At 75.6% G+C, this 16835-nt stretch carries 14 protein-coding genes; 7 read left to right on the top strand and 7 right to left on the bottom strand.

The window, feature by feature from the left end:
* Window positions 1-135 precede the first annotated feature (135 nt).
* Both HK417_RS15525 and HK417_RS15520 read left to right on the top strand, forming a co-directional pair.
* The gene (locus tag HK417_RS15525) at window positions 136-1854 is read left to right on the top strand and encodes a DEAD/DEAH box helicase (RefSeq protein WP_222268026.1); all 1719 of its coding nucleotides are present in this window, start codon (window positions 136-138) and stop codon (window positions 1852-1854) included.
* 187 nt (window positions 1855-2041) lie between these two features.
* Window positions 2042-2632, top strand: coding sequence for a hypothetical protein (locus HK417_RS15520; protein WP_222268024.1), 591 nt, complete (start codon window positions 2042-2044; stop codon window positions 2630-2632).
* A 12-nt stretch (window positions 2633-2644) separates the two neighbouring features.
* Here the strand turns inward: HK417_RS15520 and HK417_RS15515 are convergent, their stop codons facing one another.
* Window positions 2645-3316 (bottom strand): alpha/beta fold hydrolase, encoded by a 672-nt coding sequence (locus tag HK417_RS15515; RefSeq protein ID WP_222268022.1) that lies wholly within the window; start codon window positions 3314-3316, stop codon window positions 2645-2647.
* Window positions 3317-3424: 108 nt separating this feature from the next.
* Here HK417_RS15515 and HK417_RS15510 point away from each other — a divergent pair, with 108 nt between their 5' ends.
* Window positions 3425-4825 (top strand): NAD(P)/FAD-dependent oxidoreductase, encoded by a 1401-nt coding sequence (locus tag HK417_RS15510; protein ID WP_308123619.1) that lies wholly within the window; start codon window positions 3425-3427, stop codon window positions 4823-4825.
* Window positions 4826-4893: 68 nt separating this feature from the next.
* Here HK417_RS15510 and HK417_RS15505 read toward each other — a convergent pair whose 3' ends face one another.
* On the bottom strand, window positions 4894-6354 hold the full coding sequence (locus HK417_RS15505) for a benzaldehyde dehydrogenase (RefSeq protein ID WP_222268018.1): 1461 nt from the start codon (window positions 6352-6354) through the stop codon (window positions 4894-4896).
* Between the two features lie 172 nt (window positions 6355-6526).
* Between HK417_RS15505 and HK417_RS15500 the strand changes: the two genes are divergently transcribed.
* Window positions 6527-7807, top strand: a complete 1281-nt coding sequence (locus tag HK417_RS15500; protein ID WP_308123618.1) for an MFS transporter — start codon at window positions 6527-6529, stop codon at window positions 7805-7807.
* 82 nt (window positions 7808-7889) lie between these two features.
* Complete coding sequence (locus HK417_RS15495; RefSeq protein ID WP_222268014.1) at window positions 7890-8849, top strand: GGDEF domain-containing protein; 960 nt, start codon at window positions 7890-7892, stop codon at window positions 8847-8849.
* 3 nt (window positions 8850-8852) lie between these two features.
* On the opposite strand, the gene HK417_RS15490 is transcribed toward HK417_RS15495, so the two are convergent.
* A complete protein-coding gene (locus HK417_RS15490; RefSeq protein ID WP_222268012.1) occupies window positions 8853-9782 on the bottom strand; it encodes a hypothetical protein in 930 nt (309 codons plus the stop codon).
* A 232-nt stretch (window positions 9783-10014) separates the two neighbouring features.
* Window positions 10015-10824, bottom strand: a complete 810-nt coding sequence (locus tag HK417_RS15485; RefSeq protein ID WP_222268010.1) for an SDR family oxidoreductase — start codon at window positions 10822-10824, stop codon at window positions 10015-10017.
* A gap of 153 nt (window positions 10825-10977) precedes the next feature.
* Here HK417_RS15485 and HK417_RS15480 point away from each other — a divergent pair, with 153 nt between their 5' ends.
* Both HK417_RS15480 and HK417_RS15475 read left to right on the top strand, forming a co-directional pair.
* On the top strand, window positions 10978-11511 hold the full coding sequence (locus HK417_RS15480; RefSeq protein ID WP_222268008.1) for a DinB family protein: 534 nt from the start codon (window positions 10978-10980) through the stop codon (window positions 11509-11511).
* A gap of 99 nt (window positions 11512-11610) precedes the next feature.
* Complete coding sequence (locus HK417_RS15475; RefSeq protein WP_222268006.1) at window positions 11611-12561, top strand: S1C family serine protease; 951 nt, start codon at window positions 11611-11613, stop codon at window positions 12559-12561.
* A 48-nt stretch (window positions 12562-12609) separates the two neighbouring features.
* Here HK417_RS15475 and HK417_RS15470 read toward each other — a convergent pair whose 3' ends face one another.
* The 3 genes from HK417_RS15470 to HK417_RS15460 form a co-directional block, all read right to left on the bottom strand.
* Window positions 12610-14727: a diguanylate cyclase domain-containing protein gene (locus HK417_RS15470; RefSeq protein ID WP_222268004.1), complete on the bottom strand. Its 2118-nt coding sequence runs from the start codon at window positions 14725-14727 to the stop codon at window positions 12610-12612.
* 216 nt (window positions 14728-14943) lie between these two features.
* Window positions 14944-15849, bottom strand: a complete 906-nt coding sequence (locus HK417_RS15465) for an alpha/beta hydrolase (RefSeq protein ID WP_308123616.1) — start codon at window positions 15847-15849, stop codon at window positions 14944-14946.
* On the bottom strand, window positions 15825-16679 hold the full coding sequence (locus HK417_RS15460) for an alpha/beta hydrolase (RefSeq protein WP_222268002.1): 855 nt from the start codon (window positions 16677-16679) through the stop codon (window positions 15825-15827). The genes HK417_RS15465 and HK417_RS15460 overlap by 25 nt, the downstream gene beginning before the upstream one ends.
* Window positions 16680-16835: the final 156 nt, after the last annotated feature.

The following is a 16835-nucleotide window of genomic DNA, read 5'->3' as shown; positions in this document are numbered from 1 at the left end:
CGACGTCGGCGCGAGGCTGCGCCACCGAGGCGCGCCGGCGACCCGATGTCCGACCCGGATGAGCGAAGCGGCCCCCTGCGGCGGCCCCGCGCCCGGCGGAGTAACGGTGGCCACCGGAGTGTTGAGGACTCTCAGATGACTTCTCCCAGCCATTTCACCCCTGCCCACGGCGACAGCGCCGACCGTCCGCGCCGCCGCGCCACCCGCCCGGCCGCGGCCCCCACCGGCACCACGCCCGCCCCCGCCTTCCGCTCCGCGCCCACCGCGCGGCCCGCCGCCCCGGCTCCGGCCGGGCACCAGCCGGGGCCGACCGCGCCGGCCGGTGAGGTCGGCGAGGCCGGCAGCCGCGCCCGCCGTCGCCGCGGCGGCCGGGGTCGGGGCGCCGGCCTGCCGGACGACGCGACCCAGCCGGCCGCCGTCGAGGTGACCGCGCCCGTCGTCCCGGCCGGCGACGTCGCCACCGTGATCCCCACCGACACCACCTTCGCCGAGCTCGGCGTGCCCGCCCCGCTGGTCGAGGTGCTCACCGCCAGCGGCATCACCGCGCCCTTCCCGATCCAGGTCGCGACCCTGCCGGACACCCTGGCCGGCCGGGACGTGCTCGGCCGCGGCCGCACCGGCTCGGGCAAGACCATCGCCTTCAGCCTGCCGCTGGTGGCCCGGCTCGCCTCCTCGACGACCAAGCGGCTGCCCAAGCGGCCGCGCTCGCTGATCCTCGTGCCGACCCGCGAGCTGGCCAACCAGGTGTCCGCCGTCGTCGACCCGCTCGCCCGTGCGCTCGGCCTGAAGACCACCGTCGTCTTCGGCGGGGTCGGCCAGAACCCGCAGGTGCAGGCGCTCGCCGGCGGCATCGACGTGCTCATCGCCTGCCCCGGCCGGCTGGAGGACCTCATCGGTCAGGGCCACGCAGACCTCGGCGCGGTCGAGGTGACCATCCTCGACGAGGCCGACCACATGGCCGACCTCGGCTTCCTCCCCGGCGTCAAGCGCCTGCTGGACCGCACCCCCAAGGGCGGCCAGCGCCTGCTGTTCTCGGCGACGCTGGACAACGGCGTCGACGTGCTGGTGAAGCGGTACCTGTCGAACCCGGTCACCCACTCGGTCGACCCGGCGGTCGCCCCGGTCTCGACGATGACCCACCACGTGTTCCGCGTGGACGCCCTCGACAAGGCCGCCGTGGTCAAGGAGCTCGCCTCCGGTCTGGGCCGCAGCGTGCTGTTCACCCGCACCAAGCACCAGGCGAAGAAGCTGGCCAGGCAGCTCAGCGCGGCCGGCGTCCCGGCCGTGGACCTGCAGGGCAACCTCAGCCAGAACGCCCGCGAGCGGAACCTCGAGGCGTTCAGCAACGGCTCGATCCGGGTGCTGTGCGCGACCGACATCGCCGCCCGCGGCATCCACGTCGACGACGTCTCCATCGTCGTGCACGTCGACCCGCCGACGGAGCACAAGGCGTACCTGCACCGCTCCGGCCGCACCGCCCGCGCCGGGGCCGGGGGCACGGTCGTCACCATCGCCACCCCCGACCAGACCGGTGAGGTCCGCACGCTGACCCGCCAGGCCGGCATCACCCCGACGGTCGCGGCGGTCCGCCCGGGCGCGGCGGAGATCACCGCGCTCACCGGCCCGGCCGCGCCGTTCGTGGAGCCCGCTCCGGCGTCCGAGCCGCAGCCGCAGGGCGCCGGCGGCGGTCGCCGTCGGCGGCCCGGGACCGCGACGGCGTCGTCCGCGTCGGCGGGCGGTTCCTCCGGTCGCGGCCAGCGTCCGGGGCCCGCGCGCACCCGCGCGGAGCTCGCCGCGCGCGCCGGTCAGGCGCCTTCCGGCGCCGGTCGCGGACGCGGTCGCTCCGGCCGCTGAGCACCTGCCCCCTCGCGGGGCACCTCACGATCACCTCGCGCTGGTGGTTGCTCCCTTGACGGGTCAGCAGCCACCAGCGCGAGGTGATCGTCATCTGGTGCCGGGCCTGGCGCGGTCGCGGGAGCGCGCCGGGCCGACCAGGATGAGGTTGAGCAGTGGAGCACCCCGCGAGCAGAAGAAGGTCCTCATGCGTCTGCCCATCACCCTCAGCGAGATCGCTCCCCGCGTCGCGGCCGGCGCGTTCATCCTCAACTCCGGCCTCGGGAAGCGGAACGCCGACGAGGCCACCGCGGCCGGGCTGCACGGCTTCGCCACCGGCGCCTACCCGTTCCTGGCCAAGGTGCCGCCGGCCACGTTCGCCAAGGCCCTGTCGACCGCGGAGATCGTCGTCGGCGCCGCGCTGCTGACCCCGCTGGTCCCCACCGCCGTCGCCGGCGCCGCGCTGACCGGGTTCTCCGCCGGGCTGGTCGGCCTGTACCTGCGCACCCCCGGGATGACCAAGCCCGGCGCCAGCATCGCCCCCACCCAGGAGGGCCTCACGGTCTCCAAGGACGTGTGGCTGCTCGGCATCGGCCTCGCCCTGGTGACCCGGGGGCTGTTCGACCGCCCGGACCGGGAGACGCCCCGCCGCCGGGCCGGCCGCGCGGCCCACAAGGCCTCCGCGAAGAGCGCGAAGAAGCTGGCGGCCGCCGACCGGAAGGCGCACAAGGCCTCCGCGAAGGCGGGCTTCACGGCCGGTGCGGTCACCACCCGGGCCCGCGACCTCTCGCACCGCTGAGGGACGAGCTCGTCAGCCGGCGAGTTCGGCGGCGAGCTCCCGCACGATCCGCGCGACGTCGTCCGGCCGGGTGTGCACCACCATGTGCGCCGCGCCCGGGAGCTCCACCAGTCGGCCGTGCGGCGCGCGGCCGGCCAGGTGGAGGGCCCACTCCCGCGGGACGAGCGCGTCCCGCTCGCCGCGGACGACGAGCACCGGGACGCCGACCCGCCGCAGGACCTCGTCCAGCCGTTCCCCCACCGTCTGCCGCCACAGCGCGGCCATGGCGCGCGGGCCGGTGCGCAGCCACTGGCGCAGCACCAGCGGCACCTGCCACCACGGCTCGTGCGCGGCCGTGCGCAGCCACCGGGCGGTGAGGACCGCGGAGCGGCGCAGCCGCGGGTCGGGGGTGGGGCCGAGCAGCAGCAGGCCCACCACCCGCGGGTCCCCGGCCGCCGCGGCGGCGACGAGCAGGCAACTCTGCGAGTGACCGACCAGTACCACCGGAGCCCAGCCCGGCCGGTCGCGCAGCAGCTGGACGAGGTCCAGGAACGGCGGGACCTGCGTCCGCAGGCCCATGCCCGGCAGTCTGAGCACGCGACCGCCGACCTGGGACCGAACTCGCGCCGACGAGCGTTCGTCGAGGCCCATCCCGGGCACCCACAGGAAGTCGGGAACACCGTTCGCCTCGACGCTGCTGATCACGATGCCGACCCTCCCCGGGACAACGGCGCCCCGTGTCGCAGGGGTGGCCGCAGGCACCGGGGCGCTAGTGGGAGGATGACAAACATCATGACGGCATCAGGAGGCACCGTGAGCACCCCAGCCCGCACCAACGGCCAGCGACCGCGGGTCGTCATCGTGGGCTCCGGGTTCGGTGGCCTGTTCGCCGCCCGGCGGCTCGCCAAGGCCCCCGTCGACATCACCCTGGTCGCCAAGACCAGCCACCACCTCTTCCAGCCGCTGCTGTACCAGGTGGCCACCGGCATCCTCTCCGAGGGCGAGATCGCCCCCGCGACGCGCGAGATCCTGCGGGGGCAGAGGAACGCCCGCGTGGTGCTCGGGGAGGTCACCGACATCGACCTGGCGGCCCGCACGGTCACCTCCACCGTCCTGGGCCGCACCACGGTGCACCCCTACGACGAGTTGATCGTCGCTGCCGGCGCCGGCCAGTCGTACTTCGGCAACGACCGGTTCGCCGAGTTCGCGCCCGGCATGAAGAGCATCGACGACGCCCTCGAGCTGCGCGGCCGCATCTTCAGCGCCTTCGAGCTGGCGGAGATCGCCACCGACCCGGCCGAGATCGACCGGCTGCTGACCTTCGTCGTCGTCGGCGCCGGCCCCACCGGGGTGGAGATGGCCGGCCAGATCGCCGAGCTCGCCCGGCGCACCCTGCGCCGCGACTTCCGTCACATCGACCCGACCAGCGCGCGGGTGATCCTGCTCGACGCGGCGCCGCAGGTGCTGCCGCCCTTCGGCGAGCTGGGCAAGAAGGCCCACAAGCGGCTCAACGAGATGGGCGTCGAGGTCCAGCTCGGCGCGATGGTCACCAACGTCGACGCCGACGGCCTGACCGTCAAGGACGGCGACGGGCACGAGCGTCGGATCCAGGCCGCCACCAAGATCTGGGCCGCCGGCGTGCAGGCCAGCTCGCTGGGCAAGCTCCTCGGCGAGCAGTCCGGTGCCGCGGTCGACCGGGCCGGCCGCATCTCGGTCGAGAAGGACCTCACCCTGCCCGGGCACCCCGAGGTGCACGTGGTCGGCGACATGATTTCGCTGAACAAGCTCCCCGGGGTCGCGCAGGTGGCGATCCAGGGTGGCCGCTTCGCCGCCGACGCGATCAAGGCCCGGCTCGCCGGCCGGCCGGTCGCCCCGGAGTTCCACTACCACGACAAGGGCAGCATGGCGACGATCTCGCGGTTCTCCGCGGTCGCCGACATCGGCTGGCTGAAGCTCACCGGCTTCATCGCCTGGGTGCTGTGGCTCGTCGTCCACATCATGTACGTGGTGGGCTTCAAGAGCCGGTTCACCACGGTCTTCCACTGGGCGATCAGCTTCATGGGCCGCGGGCGCTCGCAGCGCGTCGCCACCCAGCAGCAGATCTACGGCCGGCTGGCGCTGGAGGAGCTGGGCTCGGGCTTCGAGGTCTCGAAGACCGGCGGGCGCCAGCACGCCACCACGCCGGTGGACCTGACCGGCCGCGACTCGGCCTGACCTCGTCCTGACACACCGGCCCGGGTCCCGCTGCTGCGGGACCCGGGCCGGTGTCGCGAGCCGGCCGGTCAGAACGGGTACGCGGGCAGGTCGCCGCGCAGGGTGACCCACTGCGTCTCGGTGAACGCCTCGATGTTCGCCTGCGGGCCACCGTGCCGGGAGCCGGTGCCCGAGGCGCCGACCCCGCCGAACGGGGCGACGGCCTCGTCGTTGACCGTCTGGTCGTTGATGTGCACCAGGCCGGCGGGGATCCGCTCGGCCAGCTGCAGGCCGGCGTAGACGTCGCGGGTCAGGATGCCCAGGGACAGTCCGTACTCGGTGCCCGCGGCCAGCTCCGCCACCTCGTCGACCGAGGAGAACCGCGTCACCGGGGCGACCGGGCCGAAGATCTCCTCCTGGTAGGCGGGCGCGTCCACCGGGACGTCGCCGAGCACGGTCGGCCGGTAGAACAGCCCCTCGAAGGTGCCCCCGGTGCGCACCGTGGCGCCGGCCTCGACGCTGGCGGTGACCAGCCCGTGCACCCGGTCCCGCTGGCCGGCGTCGATGACCGGGCCCAGCGCGACCTGCTCGCGGAACGGGTCGCCGACCGGCAGGTGTTCGACCTTGCTCGCCAGGATCGACGTGTACTCCTCGGCGATCGACTCGTGCACCAGGTGCCGGCTGGTCGCCATGCAGATCTGCCCGGAGTGGGCGAACGTGCCCCACGCGCCGACGGACGCCGCGGCGGTCACGTCGACGTCCGGCATCACGACGAGCGCGGAGTTGCCGCCCAGCTCCAGGTGCGCGCGCTTGAGGTGCCGGCCGGCCAGCGCGCCGACCGCACGGCCCGCCTTGGTCGACCCGGTGAAGGCGATGACCCGCACGGCCGGGTCGACGACGAGCGCCTCCCCGACGTCGGCGCCACCGGGCAGCACCTGGAAGACCCCGGCCGGGACGCCGGCCTCCTCCAGGATGCGGGCGAACACGACACCGCCGGAGACCGCGGTGCGCGGGTCGGGCTTGAGGACGACCGCGTTGCCGAGCGCTAGCGCCGGGGCGATCGCCCGGATGGCGAGGATGGTGGGCACGTTGAACGGCGCGATGACGCCGACGACGCCGGCCGGCACCCGCCGGGCGAAGGACAGCCGCGGCGAGCCGGTGCGCAGCAGCTCCCCGTACGGGTGGCTGGAGAGGGCGGAGGCCTCGTAGCACTCCTGCGCGCTGGTGTGCACCTGGAAGTCGCCGAACGGCTGGATCGCACCGGACTCCCGGGCCAGCCAGCCCTTGATCTCCGCGGCGTGCTCGGTGAGCAGGTCCCCGGCCCGGCGCAGCACGGCGGCGCGCTGCTCGAAGGGCAGGGCCGCCCACTCCCGCTGCGCCTCGGTCGCGCGGGCGCCGGCCTTCTCGACGTCGTCGGGCGTGGCCCGGCCGACCTCGCCGAGCTCCGCGCCGGTGGCCGGCTCGACGGCGGTGTAGGTCCCCCCGCTCCCGTCGGTCCAGGACCCGGTCCAGACCTTGCCGTGCCAGGCGCCGTCCTCGAGCAGTGGCATGTGTCCTCGTCTCCTCGCTGCCTCGTGGTCCCCGGCACCTGCCACGGCGGCGGCCCCGGGTCCGGCCGCCATTGTGGTCAGCAGGAACGACCAGCAGGCGGGGCCCCCCGGGGACCCCTACTGTCGATCTTCGGACCGGACCGCACAGACGCCCGCCAGGAGGCATCGCACCGTGGCCACTCCCCCTTCCGCCGTCAGCGAGCGCGCCACCGGGTGGGTGGCCGCGCTGTGCTGGACGGCCGTGCTGCTCGACGGCTTCGACCTCGTGGTCGTGGGCACCGTCGTCCCGGCGCTGCGCACGCCCGAGGAGTGGGCGCTCAGCGACAGCGGCGCGACGTTCGTCGTCACGATCGGCCTGGTCGGCATGACGATCGGCGCGATCACCATCGGCGCGCTCACCGACATCGTGGGCCGGCGCAAGGCGCTCATCGGCGCGGTGACGTCCTTCTCGCTGTTCACCCTGCTGTGCGCGCTGGCGCCCAACGCGGGGGTCTTCGGGGTGCTGCGCTTCCTGGCCGGCATCGGTCTGGGCGGCTGCCTGCCGACGGCGATCGCGCTGGTCAACGAGTTCACCCGGCGGGCCGCCGGGCGGGCGACCACGACGATGATGACCGGCTACCACGTCGGGGCCGTGCTCACCGCCGCGCTGGCGATCGTCGTCGTCGAGCCGCTCGGTTGGCGCTGGATGTTCGTCATCGGGGCCGCGCCCGCCCTGGTGGTCGTGCCGCTCATGCTGCGGCACCTGCCGGAGTCCCCGGCCTACCTGGTCTCCCACGACCGCCGCCCCGAGGCCGAGCGGATCGCGACCCGGTACGGGCTGGACCTGGAGGCGGCCCCTCACGCGCCCACCGGGGCGACGGCGACGATCCGGACGCTGTTCACCGAGGGCCGGCTGCGCACGACGCTGGCCATCGGCGTGACGTCATTCATGGGCCTGCTGCTCGTGTACGGCCTCAACAGCTGGCTGCCGACGATCATGCGGGAGGCCGACTACGAGCTCGGCGCCGCGCTGGCCTTCCTGCTGGTGCTCAACCTCGGTGCGATCGCCGGGCTGCTGGTCGCCGGCCGGGTCGCCGAGCGGATCGGCTCGCGCACCGCGGGCATCGCCTGGTTCGCGGCCGGCGCGGTGTTCCTGGCCCTGCTGTCGGTCCGGCTGCCGCTCGCCGGCATCTACCTCATGACCTTCCTGACCGGCTGCTTCGTGTTCAGCGCCCAGGTGCTCGTGTACGCCTTCACCAGCAGCAACCACCCGCCGCACGTCCGCGCCACCGCGCTGGGCTGGGCGGCCGGGGTCGGCCGGGTCGGCGCGATCACCGGCCCGGTGGTCGGCGGCACCCTGCTCGCCGCCGGCATCGCCTTCCCGTGGGGCTTCTACGTCTTCGCGATCGTGGGTGCGCTGGGCGCGCTGGCCCTGGCGGTGACCCAGGTCCGGCGGGAGCGCGCGGTCGCCTGACCACCGCGGGACACCCCATCGGGTCACGGCCTCGCCCTGGTCGTGCAGGACCCCACCGGACCGGCCGATCCACCGCTTCGACATGGACGAGGTGGAGCTGCCGCGCAGGGTGCCGGCACGGGTCGCGCTGCTGGCGTGGCTGTACGGGCTCAGTGGCGCCTCCTGCCTGCTCGGCGCCCTGGCACCGCTGGCCCCGGACACCCCGGTCGGGCTGCTCGCCGGGCTGGCGGGAACCGGGCTGACCGTCGGTGCCGCGTTGTGGGCCGCCGGCCCGCAGGTCCCGGCCGTCCTGCTGCACGGCGCTCAGCTGCTGGTCGCCGTCCTGGTGGCCCTGCTCGCCTCCCGGTCGGTCACCGCCGCCGGCGTCGTCGGGCTCGGCCCGGTCCTGATCGCGCTCGGCCTCTACGCCGCGCACTTCTGCTCCGCAGCCGCGGCCCGCGCGCACGCGGCGGGCGCCGTCCTGCTGGTCACCGCCGGTGTCGCCGCCGCCCCGCCGGACCGGGTGCTGCTGCCCTGGTCGATCGCGGCGCTGACGACGGCCGTGCTCACCGAGGCGCAGGTCCGGCTCAGCGCCCGGCTGCGGGCCGACGCCTCCACCGACCCGCTCACCGGGCTGGCGAACCGGCGCGCCTGGGAGGCCGAGGCGCGGCGCAGCCTGGCCCGGGCGGGGCGCAGCGGGGAGCCGCTGAGCATCGCCGTCCTGGACCTCGACGACTTCAAGGTCGTCAACGACCGCGACGGGCACGGCGCCGGCGACCGGGTGCTGCGGGACCTCGCCGCGCACTGGACCCGGCGGTTGCGCACCTCGGACCTGCTGGGCCGGCACGGCGGCGACGAGTTCGTGGTCTGCCTGCCCGGCACCGACCTGGCCGGCGCCCGGGAGGTGCTGGGCCGGCTGGACCCGGACACCGCGCCGATCGGCTGGTCGGTGGGGGCGGCGACCGCCGGCCCCGGCGACACGCTCACCACCCTGCTGCAGCGGGCCGACGAGGAGCTCTACTCCTCCAAGCGGGGGCGCCGGGCGGCTCCTGGCCGGTCGTGACGCTCAGGCGTCGTCGGCCAGCCGCTCCGCGCGGGCGGCGGCCCGTTCGCTGATCGCGGCCGCCGTGGCCGAGCGCCGGACGGCGGCGTCCCGGCGCTTCTCGGCCGCGTGCACGTCCCCGGACGCCGCGCCGGCCTGCCGCTCCGCCCGCTGCAGCTCCTCGGTCAGCTCCTCGACCCGGGCGCGCAACCGGTCGCGCTTCTCGGCGGCCGCGGCCAGCTGCTGCTCCGCCGCCTCGGCCGCCGCCGCGGCGTCCCGGGCGCGGGCGGCCGCTTCGTCGGCGTCCCGCCGCGCCTGCTCGGCCTCGCGCCGCCGGCGCTCGGCCTCTTCCCGCCGCCGCCGCTCCTCCGCCTCCTGACGGGCCGCGGCGTCGTCCTCTCGGCCCGGTCTCCTCGGGCGGGCGGGCGCCGTGGGGGCGGCGGCGGGGCGCAGCGGCGTGGCCACCGCGCCGTCGAGGTCGACCGGCCCGATCCCGGTGTAGCTCAACGACGAGGTGAGCCGTCCCTCCCGCAGGGCGGCGCCGGCGTCCGGGTCGGCGATCGCCGCGCGCAACGTCTCCTCGACCTGCTCGGCGACCGCGCTGCTGACGTCGTGCCCTGCCTGGTGCGCCAGCGCCCGGGCCTGCCGGGTCAGGGCGGCGACCACCTGGTTGCGCTGCCGGCCCAGCTCCCGCAGCTGCTCCCCGGACAGGTTCGCGGTGGCCTGGCGCAGCAGCTCCCCCAGCTCCACCAGCTGGCCGACCTCCTCGGGCTGGCGGCGGGCGAGCAGATTGCCCACCCAGGCCGCCGTGGTCGGCTTGGGCAGGGCCGCGATGGCCTTGGCCAGCTCCTTGTCGCCCTCGGCCTTCGCCCGGTCCCGGGCCGCGGAGCGCGCGGCGATGAACTCGTCCGGTGGCACCGCGTAGAGCTCGTCGGCGACGTCGGAGAGGTCCACGGCCGCCATGGTGCCCGACGCCGACCCCGGCACACTGCTCCCGTGGCCACCGCCGTCCGACTGCTGCGGGCCCCCTGCGACCCGGGCGTCCCGGAAGCGCGGATGGGCGCCGGGCTGGTCCGCGGAGCTCCGGACGGCGTTCGAGCTGCAGCGGGCGGTGGCCGGCGGCCGGCCGGATGCGGGAGACCGCCTGGACCAGCTGGAGGTGCCGGCCGAGGTGGCCGGCGGAGGATCAGGGACGGCGCCAGTCGGACGACTCCAGGTGCGAGCCGGCCTGCGGGCCCATGTTCAGCATCCCGCCGTCCACGACCCAGGAGGCGCCGGTGACGTAGGCGGCCGCGGGTGAGGCGAGGAAGGCCACGACGGCGGCCACCTCGCGGGCGTCGCCCGGGCGCGGGATCGGGATGCCGGGGCGCTCGTGGCCGGGCGCGGTCGGGTCCTCGTCCTCCTGGCCGGTCATCGCGGTGGCGATCTCCCCCGGCGCCACCGCGTTGACGGTGATCCCGTGCTCGCCGAGCTCCAGGGCGGCCACCTTCGTGAGCAGCCCGAGCCCGCCCTTGGCCGCGCAGTAGGCGGCGGTGCCGACCCGCGGCTGGTGCTCGTGCACGCTGGTGATGTTGATGATCCGGCCGCCACGACCGGCGGCGACCATGCGCCGCGCCGCCCGCTGCAGGCAGAGGAACGCGCCGTCCAGGTCGGTGGCCAGCACCTCCCGCCAGGTCGCGTAGTCGGTGTCCAGGACGGTCGACGCGTGCCCCGTCCCGGCGTCGTTGACCAGGACGTCGATGCCCCCGAGCGCGTCGGCCAGCTCGTCGACGACATCGGCGGCGCCGGGCAGCTGGGTGAGGTCCAGGTGCCGCAGCTCGGCGCGGCGGCCCGCGCGGCGGACCAGCTCGGCGGTCTGCTCCCCCATCGCCCGGTCCCGGTACCAGGTGACCCCAATGTCGTGTCCCTGCTCGGCGAGGGCGACGGCGATGGCCCGGCCGATGCCCGACTCCGACCCGGTGACGACGGTGACGCGCTGCTGGCTGCTGTCGGTCATGCCCGGCCGCTACCCGCTCCGCCCCGGACGATGCCGGAGCCGGCGCAGCGCTGAGCCGCCGGGCCGACGCAGCCGGTGACGCCTCTCCGCAGGTTCCGGCGGACCGTCGGTGGCCCGTCCTAGCCTCCGCCTCCCGACCTCGAGGAGGACCTCGTGACCAGTTCCCCGACCACCCCGCCGGCCGCGCCCACCGGTGAACGCGCCGACCTGCTCGAGTCCCTCGGCCGGCACCGCTGGTTCCTCACCTACACGGTGCAGGGGCTCACCGACGAGCAGGCCGCGCAGCGCCCCACCGCCAGCGAGCTCACGCTTGGCGGGCTGATCAAGCACGTGGCCGTCACCGAGCGGCAGTGGATCGAGTTCCTGCTGCACGGCCCGTCGGCGATGGGCGGCACCGACGAGGCGAGCATGGCGGACTGGGCCGACGCCTTCCGGATGACCGACGGCGAGACCCTGGCCGAGCTGCTGGACCGGTACCGGGAGGTCGCCGAGCGCACCGACGATCTGGTGCGGACCCTGCCCGACCTGGACACCTCGCAGCCGCTGCCCGAGGCGCCGTGGTTCCCGCCCGGTGCCCGCTGGTCGGCGCGGCGGGTGCTGCTGCACGTCATGGCGGAGACCGCCCAGCACGCGGGGCACGCCGACATCCTGCGGGAGACGATCGACGGGCAGAAGACGATGGGCTGACCGCCGGCCGTTCGCGGAGGGCGGACGGCATCCCCTCGCACCCGGGCCGGCCCGGGCGTTCACTGGAGCCGTAACTGCGTAATCAGGGGGGTGGCGCCGATGAGCCCGGCCGACGAGCAGGACACCGGGTCCGCGTTGGACGCCTACTCGCGGGTGGTCACCACGGTGGCCGCCGAGCTGGCACCGCACGTGGCCGCGCTCGAGGTCAGCGGGCCCGGTGGCCGCGGCGGCGCCGGATCGGGTGTCGTGGTGAGCGACGACGGCCTGCTGCTCACCAACGCGCACGTCGTCGCGCGGGCCACGGGCGGGCGGGCGGTGTTCAGCGACGGTTCGAGCGCGCCGGTCGTCGTGGTCGGGGCCGACCCGCTGTCCGACCTCGCCGTGGTGCGGGCCCGCGGCGCCACCCCACCGCCGGCCACGCTCGGCGACGCGGCCACGTTGCGGGTCGGGCAGCTGGTGGTCGCCGTCGGCAACCCCTTCGGGCTGGCCGGCTCGGTGACCGCCGGGGTGGTCAGCGCGCTGGGCCGCTCGCTGCCCACCCGCGACGGGCGGACGGCGCGCGTGGTCGAGGACGTCATCCAGACCGACGCGGCGCTGAACCCGGGTAACTCCGGCGGGGCGCTGGCCGACGCGCAGAGCCGGGTGGTCGGCATCAACACCGCCGTCGCCGGGTGGGGGCTGGGGCTCGCCGTGCCGATCAACGACACCAGCCGGCGGATCGTGCAGACGCTGCTGCGCGACGGCCGGGTGCGGCGCGCCTACCTGGGGCTGGTGAGCAGTCCGGTGCCCTTACCGGCCGACCTGGCCACCCGGACCGGGCAGCGCCGCGGCCTGCAGGTGCTCGACGTGATCGCCGGGTCGCCGGCCGACCGGGCCGGGCTCAAGGCCGGGGACCTGGTGCTCTGGGCCGGGCGGGCGCCGGTGGCCTCGGCGCAGAGCCTGCAGCGGCTGCTGTTCGCCGAGGCGATCGGAGAGCCGCTGCCGGTGACCGTCGTCCGCAACGGCGCGATGGTCGACGTGATCACCGTGCCCAGCGAGCTCACCGGCTGAGGGCCACCCGCCCGGACCGCGGTGTCGCCGCAGGCCGGGTGTCGGGCGTCAGGCCGTGCCCGCGGCCACGACCTCCTCGGAACGGGTCGACCGGCGGGTCCGCTTCACCCGGTACATGTCGTCGTCCGCGGACCGCAGCAGCTGCTCGGCGGTCCCCCGGTCGCCGGTCCGCAGGCCGACGCCCACACTGCAGTCGACCCGCACGTCCCGGCCCTCCAGCCGGAAGGGCAGCTCGAAGATGCCGGCGACCCGGGCCGCGAGCTCGGCGGCGACCTCGGTCCCGGTCAACCCGGGCAGCACGATGGCGAACTCGTCGCCGCTGAGCCGGCCGACGGTGTCCTCGGGGCGGACCACGCCGCGCAGCCGATCGGCCACCCGGCGCAGCAGCTCGTCACCGGCGGCGTGCCCGAGCGTGTCGTTGACCTCCTTGAACCGGTCCAGGTCGCAGAACAGCACGGCCACGTGAGCCGTCTCGTCCGCCGACGCCAGGGCCGCCTTGAGTCGCTCGCCGAACAGCGCCCGGTTGGGGAGCCCGGTGAGCGGGTCGTGCAGCGCCTGGTGCCGCACAGCATCGAGCAGGCCGGCCTTCTGCAGCGCGGTGGCGGCCTGGTCGGCGACGCCGCGGAGCCGGGCGACCACCTCGCCGTCCTCAGAGAGGACCAGCCCGCTGTCCCACGCCGCGGTGGCCACGCCCACGAAGGCGTCCCCCACGACCAGCGGCACGACCGCCACGTCGTCGATGTCCAGCACGTCCAGCAGCCGACGCAGCGCGGGGCTCGTCGTCTCCGGATTGAGCACGAGTGGAGCCCGGTCGCCGGCGAGGCTGAGCACCTCGGGGACCTCGTCGGCCTGCAAGCGGGCCGCAGCGAACACGGCCGCCCGGTCCGGGTCGAGTCCCGCCGAGGCGCGGGCCTGCAGAACACCCTCGGCCGGGTCCCACAGCATCACCGAGGCGCTGCTGCTGCCGATGACCCGGGTCAGCGCGTCCGCGACGACGTCGCACACCGCAGTGGCGTCTGTGGCGCCCGCGAGCTGATGAGCCAGGTCGAGCAACGCGCGGGCTCGGGACGCCTCCCGGCGGCTCCCGTCCAGGGCGATCAACAGGTCCAACGCAGCGGCCGCGTGCCCGGCATAGGCGGCGAGCATCGAGCGCTCGTCGACCATCCCGCGCGCACCGGGCTCGTACAGCGCGGCAAGGCGACCGTGCACGCGCCGGGCTGAGGCGACCGGTACCACCACGGAGTGCTCACCGATGTCCTCGCCCGCCAGGAGCGCCGCGGCCAGCGCCGGCACCCGCTCCAGGGCGAGGCCGGCGCTCTGGACGAGTGGCGCGCCCCCGTCAGGGGCGTGCACAGCGAGGAGGTAGGCCGGCGCCAGGACGGCCCTCGCGGCTCGCTCGACCAACCGGCGGACGGCGGTGCCGGCGTCCTCGCTGGTCGCCAGGTCGGTGGCGGCCTGCTGCAGCTCCTGCAGCTGTCCCCGCAGCGCGGCGAGTTCCAGGTCGGTGCTGGCCCGCCGCCGGCGCCGCCAGGGCAGCCGGGACGGTCGGTCCCAGGTGAGGTGGTAGGCGCAGGCGGAGTGCCCGTCCGACTCGCACTCGTCGTGCACGACGCGGGCCGGTGGCAGGCCGAAGACGGCGGGGACGACGCCGATGAGCCCGCGGGCGTAGTCGCAGTCCAGTCTCGAGTGGGAGTACCCCGGGCGCAGTCGGTACACGATGGTGGCGTGGGTGGGGCCCAGCTCCTCGACCTCCATCACCGAGGTCGTGGTGAACTTCGCGACCGCGCGCGGGAGCTGGCGGTACACCGTCCGGGGCGAGCCCAGGGCCCGGAGGAGCAGCACGATGGCGTCGCCCAGCCCGTGCCGCAGTGCCTCGGCGCCGACCTTGAACATCGCCTGGGGGTCGCCGAGGACCTCCACGGCGGCGGCGAACAGCCGCACCCGGGTGTCGTAGCTGCACCAGTGCGACGGGTCGTCGAGGACCTCGACCGTGGTGCCGACGCCCGACCGCCGGACGATCTCGGCGACGGCGGCCTCACCGGCGTGGTCGCGCACGTAGTTCAGGAGCAGGGTCGTGGTGGCGCCGGAGGTCTCGCGCGGCTCGTCGGCGCCGCCGCTGCCGGCCGCGCGCTCCGCCGTCTGCGGCCCTGCTCCTGGGAACGTCACACCAGGGTGGTCGGCAGGCGGGGCCCCGGTCCTGACGACCCGGGCTCCCAGGTCCCCCCCGAGGGGTGGCCCGCCGGCCGTCTCGGGGACGCTCTTGGTCGCGGTCGCCGCGGCGGAGGCGACGGCGGAGATGTTCCCGCGATGGCGTCGCTGCCCGAGGCCGCGTCCACCACGCTGCGGTTCACCTCGGCCGTGGTCGCGCCCTCGTCGGCCGGCTCAACCCTGCCCGCGGGCGACCGTGTCCACGATCGCCGCGGCCGCGGCGCGCCCCTCCGGCGTAGGGGTCAGCGGATAGACGTGCACCGCGCCCGGGCAGACAGTGACCCGGACCGGCGCGGCCTCGGCGATGGCCCGCTGCTGCAGTCGCAGGACGTCGGGGTGGAACAGGTCCCGGGTGCCGATGAGGACGTCGGTGGGCGGCAGGCCGGCCAGCGGGCCGTTGACCGGGCTCAGCCGGGGATCCCTCGGGTCATCGCCGCCGGCCCACGCCCGGCCGGCCTCGATCAAGCCGTCCGGGCTGAGCCACGGGTCCCGCGCCTGCACCGCTCGGACGTCCGGGTTGCTCAGCGTCAGGTCCAGCCACGGGGAGATGAGGACCAGCCGCCGCGGCGCGGGCAGGCCGGCCTGACCGAGCGTCTGAGCGAAGCCGAGCACGAGGCCGGCACCTGCGGAGTCCCCGGCGAGGACGACCGTCGAGGGGTCGACGTCGGCGAGCAGCTCCCGGTAGACCGCGGCCAGCAGCGGGTGGGCCTCCCGATGCGTGTGCTGCGGGGCGAGCCCGTAGCTGGGCACCTCGACCCGGACCCCAGCGTCGGCGAGCCGGGAGACCAGTGCCCAGTGCTGCGGGGCCATGTCGCTGATGTATGCCCCGCCGTGCACGTACACAGCGGCCCGGGCGGCTCCGCCGCGGGGGCTCACCGTGTGGCACGCGAAGCCACCGACCTCCCGGCTGCTGACCACGTGCCGGTCCCGCAGCCGCCGCGGCGGCTCCGCCGGTCTCTTCGGCTCGGCCATGAGCCGTCGCGTCCGCTCGGCGGTGGCCATCCGCGGCTTGCTCGTCAGCCGCAGGTACGCCGAGACCGCGCGCATCTGCAGGCTCATCCGCGGTGCGCGTCCAGCCACGCCACGACGTCGTCGAGCACGCGCTCCTGCTCGGGCTCGTTGTGCGACTCGTGGAACAGCCCGTCGTACACCCGCCGGGTCACCTCGGCGGAGGTGGCGCGCGCGGGGACGACCTCGCTGGCGGCCGTGGGCACCAGCCGGTCGGCGCCGCCGTGCAGCACGAACAGCGGCATCCGCAGCGCGCGCAGGCGGTCGGGCAGCGCGGCGGCGGCCCGCGTCATCTCCGCCCCGGTGCGGGCCCGCACCTGGCCGGTGTGGGTCAGCGGATCGGTGCGGTAGGCGCGCACGACCGCCGGGTCCCGGCTGATCGTCTCGGCGTCCAGGGTGAGGACGCCGAGGTCCGGCAGCAGCCGGGACACCAGCGGCAGCAGCTTCCCCCGCAGCCCGGCCGCCGCGCTGGTGTCCAGGGCCGGCGCGGAGATGACCGCGCCCCGGACCCGCGGCTCGGGACTGCCGGTGAGGTACGTGAGGGCGATCAGCCCGCCCATGCTGTGCCCGTAGACGAACAGCGGCACGCCGGGGTGCCGCTCCCCGGCGAGGCGGACCAACCGGTCGACGCCGTCCACCGTGCCGGCCATGGTCGAGATGTTGCCCCGCACACCGGGCGACCGGCCGTGACCGGGATGGTCGACGACGTAGGTGGCGTACCCGGCGCGGGCCAGCCGCCCGGCCACGTGCCCGTACCGGCCACCGTGCTCGTGCAGCCCGTGCACCAGCACCACGACCCCCACCGGGGACGGCACCGCCCACGCCTGCCAGTACTGCCCGGACCCCAGGGTCCCCTCGGTGTGCGCGGCCGTCGCGTCCTCGCCGGGCCGGGGTCCGGTCATCGAGCTCTCCTCCGTGCCGGGTGCGGGTCATGAGCATCCTGACCTGTCGCGGCCAGGCTGCGACCGGGGGCCCACCGGGACTCCTGTGATCAACACCATCTACCACATCGGTCGGTCCACCGACCGGATCGGTCGGTGCTGACGTACCGTCCCCGC

This window comes from Modestobacter marinus (genome assembly GCF_019799945.1).
Taxonomy (GTDB): domain Bacteria; phylum Actinomycetota; class Actinomycetes; order Mycobacteriales; family Geodermatophilaceae; genus Modestobacter; species Modestobacter marinus_B.
This window is presented reverse-complemented; position numbering and strand designations above follow the sequence as displayed.